The 15,940-nt window shown below is 29.3% G+C and carries 14 protein-coding genes; 13 read left to right on the plus strand and 1 reads right to left on the minus strand.

What is annotated here, in order from left to right:
* The first annotated feature begins 15 nt into the window (after positions 1 to 15).
* The 6 genes from BEE63_RS18345 (at position 16) to uraA (ending at position 5,040) form a co-directional block, all read left to right on the plus strand.
* Positions 16 to 708: a 5'-methylthioadenosine/adenosylhomocysteine nucleosidase gene (locus tag BEE63_RS18345; RefSeq protein ID WP_066022759.1), complete on the plus strand. Its 693-nt coding sequence runs from the start codon at positions 16 to 18 to the stop codon at positions 706 to 708.
* Between the two features lie 93 nt (positions 709 to 801).
* Complete coding sequence (locus BEE63_RS18350) at positions 802 to 1,404, plus strand: TraR/DksA C4-type zinc finger protein (protein ID WP_066022760.1); 603 nt, start codon at positions 802 to 804, stop codon at positions 1,402 to 1,404.
* A 184-nt stretch (positions 1,405 to 1,588) separates the two neighbouring features.
* Positions 1,589 to 2,050: a signal peptidase II gene (gene lspA / locus BEE63_RS18355; protein ID WP_066022761.1), complete on the plus strand. Its 462-nt coding sequence runs from the start codon at positions 1,589 to 1,591 to the stop codon at positions 2,048 to 2,050.
* Positions 2,037 to 2,954, plus strand: a complete 918-nt coding sequence (locus BEE63_RS18360) for an RluA family pseudouridine synthase (RefSeq protein ID WP_066022762.1) — start codon at positions 2,037 to 2,039, stop codon at positions 2,952 to 2,954. The genes lspA and BEE63_RS18360 overlap by 14 nt, the downstream gene beginning before the upstream one ends.
* A 223-nt stretch (positions 2,955 to 3,177) precedes the next feature.
* Positions 3,178 to 3,714, plus strand: a complete 537-nt coding sequence (pyrR, locus tag BEE63_RS18365; RefSeq protein ID WP_066022763.1) for a bifunctional pyr operon transcriptional regulator/uracil phosphoribosyltransferase PyrR — start codon at positions 3,178 to 3,180, stop codon at positions 3,712 to 3,714.
* 51 nt (positions 3,715 to 3,765) lie between these two features.
* A complete protein-coding gene (gene uraA, locus BEE63_RS18370) occupies positions 3,766 to 5,040 on the plus strand; it encodes a uracil permease (protein WP_066022764.1) in 1,275 nt (424 codons plus the stop codon).
* Between the two features lie 390 nt (positions 5,041 to 5,430).
* Here the strand turns inward: uraA and BEE63_RS18375 are convergent, their stop codons facing one another.
* Positions 5,431 to 7,140, minus strand: a complete 1,710-nt coding sequence (locus BEE63_RS18375) for an Rqc2 family fibronectin-binding protein (RefSeq protein ID WP_066022765.1) — start codon at positions 7,138 to 7,140, stop codon at positions 5,431 to 5,433.
* A 544-nt stretch (positions 7,141 to 7,684) separates the two neighbouring features.
* On the opposite strand from BEE63_RS18375, the gene BEE63_RS18380 reads away from it, so the two are divergent.
* From BEE63_RS18380 to BEE63_RS18410, 7 genes are all read left to right on the plus strand, one after another.
* Positions 7,685 to 8,737, plus strand: a complete 1,053-nt coding sequence (locus tag BEE63_RS18380; RefSeq protein ID WP_066022766.1) for a sugar phosphate nucleotidyltransferase — start codon at positions 7,685 to 7,687, stop codon at positions 8,735 to 8,737.
* 31 nt (positions 8,738 to 8,768) lie between these two features.
* Positions 8,769 to 9,932 (plus strand): glycosyltransferase family 4 protein, encoded by a 1,164-nt coding sequence (locus tag BEE63_RS18385; protein ID WP_431732490.1) that lies wholly within the window; start codon positions 8,769 to 8,771, stop codon positions 9,930 to 9,932.
* A 27-nt stretch (positions 9,933 to 9,959) separates the two neighbouring features.
* Positions 9,960 to 10,994 (plus strand): glycosyltransferase, encoded by a 1,035-nt coding sequence (locus tag BEE63_RS18390; RefSeq protein ID WP_242874861.1) that lies wholly within the window; start codon positions 9,960 to 9,962, stop codon positions 10,992 to 10,994.
* 150 nt (positions 10,995 to 11,144) lie between these two features.
* The gene (locus BEE63_RS18395) at positions 11,145 to 11,654 is read left to right on the plus strand and encodes a GAF domain-containing protein (protein ID WP_066022768.1); all 510 of its coding nucleotides are present in this window, start codon (positions 11,145 to 11,147) and stop codon (positions 11,652 to 11,654) included.
* 216 nt (positions 11,655 to 11,870) lie between these two features.
* Positions 11,871 to 13,040, plus strand: a complete 1,170-nt coding sequence (locus BEE63_RS18400; protein WP_066022769.1) for a hypothetical protein — start codon at positions 11,871 to 11,873, stop codon at positions 13,038 to 13,040.
* Positions 13,041 to 13,249: 209 nt separating this feature from the next.
* Positions 13,250 to 14,734 (plus strand): GspE/PulE family protein, encoded by a 1,485-nt coding sequence (locus tag BEE63_RS18405; protein WP_066022770.1) that lies wholly within the window; start codon positions 13,250 to 13,252, stop codon positions 14,732 to 14,734.
* A gap of 11 nt (positions 14,735 to 14,745) precedes the next feature.
* Positions 14,746 to 15,936 (plus strand): type II secretion system F family protein, encoded by a 1,191-nt coding sequence (locus BEE63_RS18410; RefSeq protein ID WP_066022771.1) that lies wholly within the window; start codon positions 14,746 to 14,748, stop codon positions 15,934 to 15,936.
* Positions 15,937 to 15,940 lie beyond the last annotated feature (4 nt).

Genomic DNA, 15,940 nt, shown 5'->3' on the forward strand with positions numbered 1-15,940 from the left:
GAGGATTAGTATAATATGAATATAGGAATTATAGGAGCTATGGATGAGGAGTTAAAGCTTCTTTTAAGTGAAATGGAACTTGAAAAAAAAGAAGAGAAAGCCAATATGACTTTTAATTCTGGTAAATTAATGGGAAAAAATGTAGTTGTAGTAAGATGTGGAATTGGAAAAGTTAATGCAGCAATATGTACACAAGTATTAGCTGATGATTTTCATGTTGATTATGTAATAAATGTTGGAGTTGCCGGTGGAATTGGAAAAGATATTCTTCCAGGAGATATTGTTATAGCAGATAGTTTAGTAGAGCACGATATGGATGCATCAGCTTTTGGAGATAAAGTTGGACAAATACCTAGAATGGATACTTTTGATTTTAAATGCGATACTAAACTTATTAAAACAGCTAAAAAAGTATGTGATAAATTTGATACTCAAAAAGCTTATATTGGAAGAATTGCAACAGGCGATCAATTTGTTGCAGATATAGATAAAATCAGATGGCTTAATAGTGAATTTGGTGCTGTAGCATGTGAAATGGAAGGTGGAAGCATAGCTCATACTGCATATTTAAATAAAATACCATTTGTTGTAATAAGATCTATATCTGATAATGCAAATAATGGTGCACACATGGATTATGAAAAATTTTTGCCAATTGCCATAAAGAATTCATCTACAATATTAAAGAATATGATTAGTTTGTTATAATATTTGCTTATATTCAAATAATAATCCTAGGGAAAATTAAATTTATTTATAGACCCTATATTTTCTATATAGTATAATGGAGGAAGGATTATTATGGATAGTGATAAGCTTGAGCATTTTAAAAATAAACTTATAAATGAAAAAGAGAACATAAACAAAATTATTTTAGAAATGAAAAAAAATGAAACGATAGATTCTAAAAGTGAAATAGCATCTGAATTATCTTTTTATGACAATCATCCTTCTGATCTAGCTTCTGAATTTAATGATATTGCACGAGGGATGGCATTTAGAAAAAATGAAGAGGATTTACTTAATAAAATTAATGGTGCTTTAGAGCGTATAGAAAATAATGAATATGGTGTTTGTCAAATTTGTGGTAAACCTATAAGTGAAGAGAGGCTTAGTTTTGTACCATATGCTGAAAATTGCATAAATTGTCAAAACAAATTGAATGATTCGAAGCCAAGAGAAAAAAATGATAGAGCACCAGAAGAAGATGTTTTGGGATATCCATTTTATGATGGTAATCTTAGAAGTGGATTTGATTTAGAGGATAGTTATGAGAAGGTTCAGGAATTTGATAAAATAGAAAAATGTGATGAATTTAATGATGATGATAGTGAAGACGAAGGCTATGTTGAGCCAATAGAGAAGATAAGTAATCTTCAATATAAAAATCAGTTGCCAGATTAAATTCACATACATTAAAAATATTGCGAAGCAACTTTAGAAAATTAAGAATGAAAAATTAATAATTAAGAATGAAGGAGGATTTTCCTCTGCTTTGCTTTGGAAAATCTACATTCATTCTTAATTTTTAATTTTTTTCTGCTTTTGCTTCATAATTTTTATATATTTAGAACAGGGAGGTTTCTGTGTGGAGATACTTATAATAGTAGCAGGTATTTTAGTAGACAGATTAACTAAGTTTTGGGCTGTAACAAAGCTTAAGAAAGTTCAAGAGATAGTAGTAATTAAAAATTTTTTTGACTTGAATTATGTACAAAATAGGGGGGCTGCCTGGGGTATCTTTGGAGGAAAAACGGTGATCCTTTCTATAATTACTGCTTTAATTTTAATAGGTATTATAGGATATGTTATAAAATATAGACCTAAAAATATGTTTTTAAGAGCTGCTTTAAGTTTAATTATTGCAGGGGCCATTGGAAACTTATTTGATAGGATTTATTATAAATATGTGGTGGATTTATTCTCAGTTCATTATAAAGACATTTATTACTATCCAGTTTTTAATGTTGCAGATATATGTGTTGTTATAGGTACAATAATTCTGGCAGTATATATTATAAGGGATGATAAAAAGCATGGAAAAGTTTAATTTTACTACAGAAGAGAGTAATGATAATGAGAGAATTGATGTGTATCTATCTTCAAAGTTTACTGATATATCGAGATCGTATATTCAGGAATTAATTAAAAAGAAAAGTGCAATTGTTAACGGTAAAATTGTAAAAAGCAATCATAAGCTAAAAGCGGGAGATAATATAACATTTGAATTTCCCGATAATGAAGAACTTAAAGTAGATGCTGAAGATATACCTTTAGATATAGTTTATGAAGACAGTGATATAATTGTAGTTAATAAACAGCAGGGGATGGTTGTGCATCCAGCACCGGGTAATTACAGTGGAACTCTTGTAAATGCTTTACTATATCATTGTAATGATTTGTCTGGAATAAATGGAGTTTTAAGGCCTGGTATTGTACATAGAATTGATAAAGATACTTCAGGGGTAATTGTCGTAGCTAAGAATGATGCTGCGCACAAAAAACTTGCATATCAGCTTAAAGAACATTCTATGAATAGAGTATATAAAGCTCTTGTTGAGGGAATTATAAAAGAAGATGAAGGAATAGTTGATAAACCACTTGGAAGGCATCCTGTTGAAAGAATAAAAATTGCAGTTGTTAAGAATGGAAGAAAGGCAGTTACCCATTATAAGGTGATTGAAAGGTATAAAAATAATACTCTTGTAGAATGCAAGCTTGAAACAGGGAGAACTCATCAGATAAGAGTTCATATGGCGTATATTGGGCACCCATTAGTAGGAGATCCTGTATATGGTTACAAAAAGCAAAGATTCAATTTAAATGGACAAATGCTTCATGCCCAAAAATTAGGGTTTGTTCATCCAAGGACTGGAAAATATGTGGAGTTTAATAGCAAACTACCTGCATATTTTGAAAGAATCATAGGTATTTTGAAAAATGAATTGAAATAATTGCAGATTTATGCTAACATATGTATTGGTAAATTTCCTTTAAAATGATCCTGTGAGGTCTTAAGGTTTGAAAAATTTGTTGTTAAAAATCAACCTGGCCTTTAGGTCGGGCTTTTTTATTTTAAAATTTATGATTTCCTGTTTTATTGAAGTGATTTTTAAGGTAATATATTAAAATTAATATTTATTGCATTTTATTAATTATTATACTGGAGGTGAAAATATGAATTTAAAAGCAAAGATTTTAGATGACAAAGCAATAAAAAGAACACTGACTAGAATAGCACATGAAATTATAGAAAAGAACAAGGGTGTAGATGATGTAATATTGGTTGGAATAAAGAGAAGAGGTATTCCAATAGCTAATAGAATAGCTGATATAATAGAGGAAATAGAAGGAAAAAGAGTTTTAGTAGGAAATGTTGACATAACTTTTTACAGAGATGATTTAACTACTGTAAGTGACAAGCCTATAGTAAGCAATGAAGAAGTTAAAATACAAGTCAAAGAAAAAATAGTAATACTTGTCGATGATGTTCTTTATACAGGAAGAACATGTAGAGCTGCCATAGAAGCTATAATGGATTTAGGAAGACCTAAGATGATACAGCTTGCAGTTTTAATTGATAGAGGACACAGAGAACTTCCAATAAGGGCAGATTATGTTGGAAAGAATGTACCTACTTCAAAAAGTGAAATGATATCAGTTAATGTTAAGGAAATGGACAAAGAAGATTCAGTAGATATTTATGAATTATAAATATAAATAAACTTTTAATATAGTCCAGAGAGGCTAAAAAGGAGGAGTTTTTTGAAAAACTATATCGACGTAGAAGAAAAATTACCAATAGTTAAAACAATACCACTCAGCTTTCAGCATTTATTTGCTATGGTTGGATCAACTATTTTAGTTCCAATTTTAACACACATGAATCCATCAATAGGACTCTTTTGCAGTGGAGTTGGAACTTTACTGTATATTTTATGTACTAAAGCAAAATTACCAGCATACATAGGCTCGTCCTTTGCATTTATAGTACCGATGACTACAGCTGCTGCCGCTTATGGCTCTAATGCAATGCTTTCAGGAGTTATTGCAGCAGGTATCGTTTATGTAATAGTCTCAACAATAATAAGGTTTGTGGGAAGCAATTGGCTAGATAAGGTATTGCCTCCTGTAGTAGTTGGCTCTGTTGTAATAGTAATAGGACTTAGTTTAGCAGGAAGTGCAATTGGTTGGGCAGGGCTTGGTTCAAATTCTGCAATACCAGCTAATGTTCCTAAGTGGGCATGGATAACAGTTTCTATGGTTACATTAGCAGTTGGAGTAATAGGAAGCATGTATTTTAAAGGTTTCCTAGGAGTAATTCCAATACTTATATCAATGATATGTGGATATCTACTTGCTCTAGCATTAGGTGTTATGCCAGATAAAGCAATACATGCTATAATGTCAGCTAAGCTAATTCAAGTACCAGCATTTATGGCGCCTAAGTTTAATATAAATGCTATGATAATTATGGCACCAGTTTCCTTTGTAACTATAGCTGAACATATAGGTCATATATATGTAACTAACAATGTAGTAGGAAGAGATTTTACCAAGGATCCAGGACTTCATAGATCACTTCTTGGAGATGGACTTGCAACTATTTTCGCAGGTTTTGTAGGAGGACCTCCAAATACAACTTATGGAGAAAACATAGGAGTTATGGCAATAACTAGGGTTTATAGTGTATGGGTAATAGGAATAGCTGGTGTAATTGCGATAATATTATCTTTTATAGGACCGATAGCTGCTATAATTATAAATATGCCTCAGCCAGTCATGGGGGGAGTGAGTATACTACTATTTGGTATAATAGCTTCTTCTGGCTATAGAATATTTGTAGATGAAAAAATAGATTTTTCACTTAAAAGAAATCTTATGATAACTTCTGTAATGATAGTTCTTGGAGTAGGTGGAGCGTCACTTAACTTTAAGCTTGGCAATTCACCGGTAGTTATATCAGGTGTTGCACTTTCAGCTATTGTTGGAATTGTTTTGAATTTGATACTTCCAGAGAAAAGCTTGTCAGAGCAGTAAGATAAATAAAATTATAATTTATAAAATGCAATTTTCCGGGCTTTTAGCTCGGGAAATTGCATTTTTGTTAGCTAAAAGAGCCGTGCACTAATTTTTTAATGCAACAGTCCCAAAATGTTTATAGATTTAAAAGCTTTTCGTAGTGTAACGGAGAAAAAGTTACCATGTTTTTTCTCTAAATGAAGTAACAGTAGTTTGGAAACGATTTAAATAAAACTCAATAAGACTTGCTCCAAATTGTAAAAAGACTTAGATCTTTTAATTTGTCTGAGCCGAGAGGCGAGTTATTAAAAGTTCTTAGCCTTTTTACAATTTGAAGCTTAGTCTTATGAGTTTTATTTAATGTTTCAAACTACTGTTACTTCATTAATTCTTAACTCTTAATTTTTTCTACGATAGTGGTTTCTTTGGATTTACGTATAGTGTTTTATTGGTATAGTATATTACCATTCCTGGTTTAGCACCAGATGGTTTTTTTATATTTTTTACTTCTGTATAATCTACTGCTACATTAGAAGATTCCCTTGCCTTGCTATAGTATGCTGCAATTGCTGCAGCCTCTTCAAGAGTGCTATCTGGTACATTGCCGAAGTTTTTAACTATAACATGAGAGCCAGGAATTTTTTTGGTGTGAAACCATATATCCCTTTTATCTGCAAGTTTCAATGTTAAATAATCATTTTCTTTGTTATTTTTCCCTATGTATATGTCTATTCCATCCTTTGATTTAACGTGCATAGGTTTTGATGTTTTTGCTTTTTTATGCTTATTTCTTTTAGAAAATCTTATATATTCAGTATCTATAAGTTCTTGGCGTATATTTTCAATTTCAGCATATGTTTCACTGTTTACAATGTTTGTGAGAACGGATTCGAGATAATCTATTTCTTCATTGTTATTTTTTATTTGTACTTTAGCATTTTTTTCAGTCTTTTTTAGCTTATTATATTTTTTGAAATAACGCTGTATATTTTCAGAAGGTGTTTTATTTTCATCCAATTTTATTGTTATATTTTCATTGTCAGGTGAATAATAATTTAGTACGGTTGCATTTTTGTCACCCTTTTTTAAAAGATAAATATTTGATGTAAGGAGTTCTCCGTATATTTTGTATAAATCTTTATGCATGCATTCTTTTAGTTCATCTTCATAAATTTCATTTTTTTTCTTACATCTTTCCAAATTTGTGTTCACTATTTTTTGAAGATCAGAAGATCTATTTTTAAGTCTTTCTGTTTTATCTTTTAAATAATAAAAATCTTGAACTAGCTTAGAAGGAGTTTCATATAGTTTTTCTTCATAATCCGGGATATAGGTTAGTTTTAGACAATAAAAATCCTTGACATAACCATTTAAAGAATAAGAAGCAAAGTAAAATTCATTATTTTTAATCTTGTCAAACATTGATTTTAAATATGCGAAAAATGAATTTATATCACTGTATTTTTCCATATTAAAGTATAGTTCTTTAGAAAAATTAGAGCTTATACCTGTAAATATTTTGGAAAACATATTTGGATTTTTAGAAACATTATTTTCTTCAATGTATTTTTTGAAATCTTCAATATCAAAATTAAATGGATTGAGTTTAGTACTTTTTGGTGGAAGAACAAATTTACAGCCAGGCAGAAGAGTTCTATACCTATTTACTTCAGGGGTTATATGTTTTATACAGTCCATTATTATATTGTCATGTTCCCTTACAAGAGTAATATTACTGTGACGTCCCATTATTTCTATATATAATTTATATATGCTATTAAATCCTAATTCATCTGTAGTTTCAAAATCAAATACTGCTATTCTATCACTTTCAATTTGGTTTATTTTAAGAATTCTTGAATTTATAAGATGCTTCCTTAAAACCATGCAGAACATAGGAGCTTTTATAGGATTAGTTTTTACTAGGTCTGTGATATGTATTTTAGGGTAAGAAGGATTAGCACTTATTAGTAATTTTATATTATTTCCTAGTTTAGTTCTTATGGTTAAATTTATTTCATCCTTTTCAGGCTGGTTTATTTTACTTACTTTTCCGCCTAATAGGCTGTTTTTAAGTTCATGTAAAATACTGTGAATATATATGCCATCTAGAGCCATTATATCAGTCCCTTTCATTTAAGTGATTTCATGAGAAATACATCTAACATGCAGGAAATTGATGTCCCTTATAATTTCTCATTTAAAAGTAAAATGTCAATTGACTTTAGTATAACATTTATAAGGAAAATAGTTCAACTATTAAATTGTTAAGTGAGCAGTAATAGTTAGAATTTTTATAAAAAATGGTAAAGAATCAAATACATGTAAACAATTTGGTTGACAATAACATGAAATAATCTTATAATTATCTTGTTAGCACTCAACAAATACGAGTGCTAACAAGATTGCTGCATAATTTTTACAACTTCATTAAATCTAAAATATTAATTACATCTACAGTAAGAAATTATACAAGGGTGTAATTTAACATTTCAATATATAGAGAAATTCGTTTAACTAAAAGCTATATATGTTCCATAATTCATATTTAAGATTGGCATTCTGGAACATAAATAGTTTAAGTCTCACAGTAGTTTTACTGTATCAATACTAATTTAACATTCAATTTCATGTGTTTAAAAAAAATAATAGGAGGGATTATATGAAAGCGCTACTTTTAGCAGGAGGTAAAGGGACTAGATTAAGGCCACTTACTGATAATATTCCAAAACCAATGGTTCCGGTTATGGGAAAACCTCTTTTAGAGAGCACAATAATGAATTTAAAGAAAAATGGTATAACTGAAATAATCATAAGTACTTGTTACAAATCTAATTATATAAAAGATTATTTTAGGGATGGTTCAGAATTTGGGGTTAAAATAAAATATATATCTGAAGATATTCCACTTGGGACAGGTGGAGCAATTAAAAATGTGCAAAGATATGTAGATGATGCATTCATTATTTTTAATTCTGATATATTAAGTGATATAAATATCAAAAAATTTATAGATTTTCATAAAAGCACAAAAGCAGATGCAACTATAGCTGTCACTTATGTTGAGAATCCTTCTCAGTATGGCGTTATAGAATATGATGATAATAAGCGTATAAAATCCTTTAAGGAAAAACCTAAGGAAAAGGAAATAACATCACACTTTATAAATGCTGGAATATATATTTTTGAACCTAAAGTTTTAAAAGAAATACCAGCTAATAGAGTGGTTTCTATAGAAAAAGATACTTACCCTCAGCTGTTACAAAAAGGATTTGGTCTTTATGCGTATGAATCAAAAGATTACTGGATGGATATAGGAAATTTAAGTAAGTATATAAGGTGTCACAAGGATATTATGGATGGAAAATGCAAATTAATTTCTTCAAAGATGGAAAAATTTTATTATAACAGGAATATAATTCTGCCATATAGGAATAATAGAATAAGTAGTAAAGCAAAAATAGTAGGTCCTTGTTATATTGGAAAAAATGTATCAATAGGTGAAGGAGCCTTAGTTGGTCCGTATGCGTTTATTGGGGATAATTCTGTTGTTATGCCAGAAAGTAGAATTGCAGAAAGTATTTTATGGAATGGCGTTGAAGTTAGGGATAGAGCGAAACTTTTTAGAACAGTTGTAACTTTTAATTGCACTATAGGTAAGGATAAGAAAATTTGTGATACTGCATATGCAAAAAATGAAGATATTGCAATATAGCAGTGGATAGGAGGAATAGTTTATGCAAATGATGAGTAAAAAAGTTGCTTTTTTGAGCACATATCCTTCAAGAAAATGTGGGATAGCAACATTCACTCAGGATTTAATAAATGAAATATATAAAACCAAACTTATTGATGAACCTTATGTAATTGCTATAAATGATGATAAATATGAGTATGATAATAGAGTTGTATTTGAAATAAATCAATTCGACAGAGAAAGCTATATACAAACGGCTAAGAAGGTTAATGAATCGGATATAGAACTGCTTGTAATAGAACATGAATATGGTATATTTGGAGGAGAAAGTGGAGAGTATATACTTGATTTTATAGATAATTTAAATATACCGTTTATAACAACGCTCCATACAGTACTTCCAAATCCAAGCTTAAAGCAGAAAGAAATATTAAAAAAACTCATTGAAAAAAGTTCGAAAATTGTGACTATGGCTAAAAATACTGTGCCAATATTAACTAAGATCTATGGAGCCCTAGAGAGTAAGATAGAAGTTATACCTCATGGAGTCCCTAAGATACGAACAAAGACAAGAGAAGAATTAAAAAAGATAAATGGCTTAGGTGGTAAAACCATAGTTAGTACTTTTGGGCTTATAAGTCCATCAAAAGGTCTTAATTATGGTATAAAAGCAATAGCTAAAGTTGCAGAAAAGCATGATAACATAGAGTACTTAATACTAGGGGCAACTCATCCTACTGTAAAAAAGAATTATGGTGAAAAATATAGAGAGAGTTTAATGGAGCTAGTAAAAAAACTTGGAATAGAGAAAAATGTGCAGTTTTTAAATAAGTATTTAACTAAAAAAGAAATAATAACATATCTTAGAATGTCAGATATGTATATGACTCCTTATTTGGGTAAAGACCAGGCAGTAAGTGGAACTCTTGCTTATGCAGTTGGGTATGGGAAAGTGATAATATCAACTCCTTACAGCTATGCAAGGGAAATGCTCAAGAATTGCGGAGGACTCTTAGGAGAATTTGAAGATGAAAATTCTCTTGCAAAATGTATAAATTGGGTTATTGAAAATCCTGAAGAAAAGAAGAAAATAGAAGCTAAAACTAAAAGACTTGGAAAAAATATGATGTGGGATAATGTTGCTAATTCTTATATACAGTTATTCTTGAAAGTAATTGAAGATAATTGTAAAGTAAGAAAGATGGTGGTTTAAATTAATAGCAAATTAAATTTAGATTATTTGTATACACTGACAGATGATGTTGGAATATTTCAGCATTCTAAATTTAGTGTTCCTGATCCAACTGAAGGCTATACCACAGATGATAACGTGAGAGCACTTATAGTTGCTGGAATGCTTTATGAAAAATATGAGGATAAAAAATATTTGAAACTTGTAAATAGATATATGTCCTTTTTAGTTAATGCACAAAATTCAAAAGGCAAGTTTAAAAATTTTATGGACTACAATAGAAATTTTATTGAAGAAGAGGGATCTGATGACTGCTTTGGCAGATGTATATGGGCACTTGGATATACAGCATCAATAAAGACTATGCCTGATAACATAAAAAATTGCTGTATGCTTTTACTTGATGCAGCAGTTCCTAATATCTTAAATCTAAGATTTTTAAGATCTAAGGCATACTGTATTATTGGTATTTATTACACTTTGAACATAGAGCAGAACAAAAAATATAAAATTAGTTATGCAAGTAGTAAGGATAAATTGATTTCTATAGTTAAGAAATTAAGCAGTGATATAATGGGTGCCTATGACAAAAATAAGGATTTAAATTGGAACTGGTTTGAAGGAAAACTTACTTACAGCAATTCTATAATCCCATGGGCTTTAATATTATCATATGAGATTTTAAAGGAAGATGATGTAAAGAAGGTTGCTGTTCAAAGCTTAAAGTTTATAGATAAAATATATTTTAGAAAAGACTATTTTAAGCCAATAGGTTGTAAAGGGTGGCTTGAAAAAGGTAAGGATGCAGCAGAATTTGATGAACAGCCTATAGAAGCAGCAGAAGCACTTCTTATGTATATTGCATTTTATAATATTTTAGGTGAAGATATTTACTTAAAGAGGGCTGAAGATTGCTTTAAATGGTATATAGGTAAAAATTCAAAAAATATTTGCCTTATTGATGAGGATTCAGGAGGCTGCTTTGATGGTATAGAAAAAGACAAGATAAATTTTAATCAAGGATCTGAGAGTATAATTTCATACTGTATGGCATATCTTACATTAGGTGATTATATGAGCTAGTGATACATTCACAGTTATTTTGGCTGTGGATGTATTATTTTTTAGTTGAATTAATTTAGTAATGTTAATATAATTGAATTAATTTAATTGAGAGGATGTGAATTTTAGTGGGGGTCTTTTAATATATGGATTTGCTCACTGAAGATAAATATGTTTGATATAAGTATATTTAATGAAATGAGTATAGAAGAAAAGTATGAAAATATGTTAATTATGCTCAAAGGATTAGTAGAAGGTAATGAGGAAGGAAGCATAACAAAATTGTGTAATGCTTCTGCACTTATAAATGCTTTGATTGATAAAATTAATTGGTGCGGTTTTTATATTGCACAAGGAGAAGAATTAATACTTGGACCATTTCAGGGTATGCCTGCATGTACTAAAATAAAGTATGGTGAAGGAGTATGTGGTACTGCTTTTAAAGAAAAGAAAGTAATGATAATAAAAAATGTGCATGAATTTAAGGGACATATAGCATGTGATGCAGAGTCTAATTCCGAAATAGTAGTTCCAATTATACATAATGGTAGAGTTTGTGCTGTACTGGATATAGACAGTGCAGAAATAGGAAGGTTTACTGAAATTGAAGAGAAATATCTTATGAAATGTGCTGACATAATTGAACGAAATATAAATTGGGTAAAAGGTCATCTTCTATAGAAGGTGACTTTTTCTGTAATTCATGAAAACACCTAAAGTGAGTGTCTTAGAATATTAATGAAATTAGGTATTTAAAAATAATTTTATTAGTTATATATGATTGAATTGCATTACATTTTTGTAGTATTTGACTATATTAGACATAAGGTGTAATATTAAAACAAACAATGGTAACACTATTGTTATAATGTGACAAAATATGAAAGGGTGATGAAAATGAAAAAAAATTACATGAAGTGCCTAATGGCAGGAATTTTAGCTTCAACATTTTTAACTTCAACATCTGTTTTTGCTGCTGGTAATTCTACAAAAAATGTAACCAGTAAAGCTACAATAAGTAGTAAAAACAAAATAAATAGGCCAATGAAAACGTCTAACTTATCTAGTAGCTCTTATGTTGAATGGCAACAATATGGTGATGATTTTGCATCTGGGCATTGTGTACAGCCAACTGACGATGGTGGATATTTAGTTGGTGGCTATAATGGTAAGTATGCAATGTACTTGTTAAAAACAGATAGTAATGGTAATAAATTATGGGATAAAAGTATTAAGCCTGTAAGTGCAGATTCCAGGGATGGAGTAATACAAGATATAAAGAAGACAAGCGATGGAAACTATTTAATTATGGGGGATAAAAGTTATTTATCTAAAATCGATAAAGATGGTAACATATTATGGAGTAAAACGATTTCAAACGTAGATGATTTAAGTCAAATTGAGCCAACGAGAGATGGCGGATGCGCAATTGTAGGAAGTATACAAATACCTAATCATAGAAGTGATATAAGTTTATCTAAAATTGATGCTAATGGAAATATTATTTTTAATACAAGTTATGGTACATCTAATGATGATTGTGGAGCTTCAATAAAACAAACAGTTGATGGAGGGTATATTATCTTAGGAACTTCTTTTATGCAAAAGGGTATTGAAGCGTCTATTATCAAAACGGATAGAAATGGACATGAACTATGGAATAATATGTATTATAGTGGTAATTCATCATATGCAAATAGTTTACAAATAACTAGTGATGATAGCTATATTTTTGCTGGTGGAAATAGGCTTAACAAAATAGACAATAGTGGAAATTTGATATGGCAAAAACAGCTTGGCGATGATCAAGTAATGTCTCTTGAATTGACACCAAATGATGGGTGCATGTTAACATGTTGTAATTTTAGTATAGACAACCCAACTATAGATATTATACAAACAGATTCATATGGAAATAAAACATGGCATTATACAGCGAGTGATTACAATGCATGGGATACAGCTTTGGATATTAGAAAAACGAATGATTCAGGATATATAGTTTGTGGACAAACTTACCAAACACAAATTAATAAGAAAAATATAGTATTAATAAAGTTAAAATAATATTCTTATGGATTAGCAAAAGATGGTTAATACCAAACATATTACTGTTGGCATTTTGTATGCCAACAGTTTTTTTATATAAATATATTTTATATTACATGTTTAATATATTTTCTTTAATAAAAATTTCTTTGGAAAATCGTTACAAAACATTGTATATAAATAAAATTTATGTTAATAATTTCATATATAAGGTGGTGTTATTGTAAGTGACAGAATTGAAATTAGTAGATTTAGATGAATGTGAAATTAATAAAAAATACTTCAATTGTATGGATATTAAGGCGGTTTGCAGCTATAAGGTATTTCCATTCTATCTTGATGACACCAAAGCCTATGTTGCCTCCTATAGTGATTTATCCATAGATATAATTAATGACTTAAAGTTTTTACTTAAGAGAGAAATTTTTATATATAAGGGAAATAAAAATCAAATAGAAAAATACATAAATTTATATACGAGCTTCGAATGCAGCAAGAAAGCAATAAAGGATATCAAAAGCAAGGAAAGTAGACAAAATGATAAGAATGATAGCAGCGAGAATAACGATTCGCCTTCAGTTCTTCTTACTGCTTCAATAATTGATTTAGCAATTACTAAGCGAGCTAGTGATATACATATAGAGCCTTTTAAAGATAAGGCTGTGGTTAGAATAAGAATAGATGGTGTTCTTAAAAAAATAATGGAATTACCTTTAAATGCTTATAATTCAATTTGTATAAGAATAAAGATAATGGCAGGAATGAACATTGTAATAAAAAAGGCAGCCCAGGATGGTAGAATACATTATAAAAATAAAACTGGAAATTATGATTTTAGAGTATCAACAATACCAGTGATTTTTGGAGAAAAAATTGTAATAAGAGTGCTCTATAAAGAAAGTAATTATCTTAGTTTTGATAATATAACAGGAAATAGGGGAAATGATATTATTAAAATGCTAAATAAGCCTAATGGAATTCTCCTTCTATCTGGTCCAACTGGAAGTGGAAAAACTACTACACTTTATTCTATGATTTCAAAGATTAATTCAGAAGAAAAAAATATAGTAACAATTGAGGATCCTGTTGAGATGATAATAAATGGAATAAATCAGATAAATGTTAATGAGGAAGCTGGAATTACATTTTCTTCAGGACTTAAAAACATATTGCGGCAGGATCCTGATATCATAATGGTTGGTGAAATAAGAGATGAAACTACAGCAGAAATTGCAGTAAGAGCAGCTATAACAGGGCATTTGGTGTTAAGCACCCTTCATACGAATGATTCATTTTCAGCAGTTACAAGACTTTGTGATATGGGAGTACCTAAGTATCTTATAGCAGATGCTTTAAATGGAGTTATAGCTCAAAGGTTATTGAGAACTATTTGTCCACATTGCAAAGAAGAATATAAGCCTAATTCTTATGAAAGGCAAATCTTAAAACTAAATTCAAGTGATGTCTTATATAGAGGTAAAGGTTGTACGAAATGTGATTTCTCAGGCTATTATGGAAGGACAGCTGTATTTGAAATCATGGCTATAAATGATGAAGCAAAACATATAATAGCTAAGACGGATGGCAGTGAAGAAATTAAGAAGTATTTTATGGACAGAGGAATTAAAAGTTTAAAAAGTAGTGGAATAGACCTCGTAAGGAAGGGTGCAACTACATTCAGTGAATTTAAGAGAGTTATTTATAATATTTAAGGGGTGCTTTCATGCAAGAATATAAATATAAAGCTATAAATCTGCAGGGAAAAGTTATAAAGGGAACGCTATTTTGTAATAGTAAAAATGAACTTATTGTGGAACTTAAAAGTAAGAAATATTTTCTAATTAAGTATTCTACATTAAAATATATTTTTATTAATAGAAATAGGAAAGTAACCAATAAGGAATTATATATTTTTTCAAAGCAGATGGCATATATGATGGATTCAGGTTTTAATATATGCGAAAGTTTAAATATTCTTTGTGATAAATTTCAAAAAACTATGAGGAAAAACATAAAGCTTATAGAAAAAGAAGTGGAAAACGGTAATTCATTGCACAAGAGCATGGAATTATGCGGAGATGAAATTCCTCATTTTTTTAAGAATATGATATATATAGGCGAAGAGAGTGGAAATTTATCAGGGGTTTTCAGAAATTTAGCAGATTACTATAGATCAGAATGGAAGATTAAAGAAAAAATTAAAAATGCAAGCACATATCCTATAGTTGTATTCATATTTACAATAATAGTTTTAATGTTTTTAGTTTCAAAGGTTATTCCTAAGTTTGTTGATACATTAAATTCATTGGGTGGTAAATTGCCAGAGATAACTCAAATTATTATGAATATAAGTTTATTTATGAGACAGAATTTTCCCATAATTTTTATATTTATTGGTCTACAATATTTTATATTAAAAAAAATATTAAAAACGAAAAAAGTTAGAATAAAAGTAGATAGATTTAAATTTAAAATTCCATTTATAAGAAAAATATATATGAATAAAATAACTCTTAGATTTTCAAATGTAATTTTCATATTATTAAAAAGTGGTATAGATATAGTTAAGGCAATGTATATAGCTTCAGAAGTTTTAGATAATTTATATGCTGAAGAATGTGTAATGAAAATAGTAGAAGGTTTAAAAAATGGTAAAAGCTTTAGAAAAGGTTTTGAAAACTCAGATATTTTCACGAAAGGAGCAAAGAGCATGTTTATTATGGCAGAAGAGTGCGGCAATATGGAAGAAATCATGTCAAATATATGTGAATTGTACAGTGAAGAGTTTAAAGATGATTTAAAAAGGATAATTAATTTAGTAGAACCATGTATGATAATATTGCTTGCTATATTTGTAGGTACAATAATAATATCCTCTATATTGCCAATGATTAATATAATGAATTCTATATAAGGAG

Origin of the sequence: Clostridium pasteurianum, from assembly GCF_001705235.1 — a bacterium.
GTDB lineage: Bacteria > Bacillota > Clostridia > Clostridiales > Clostridiaceae > Clostridium_S > Clostridium_S pasteurianum_A.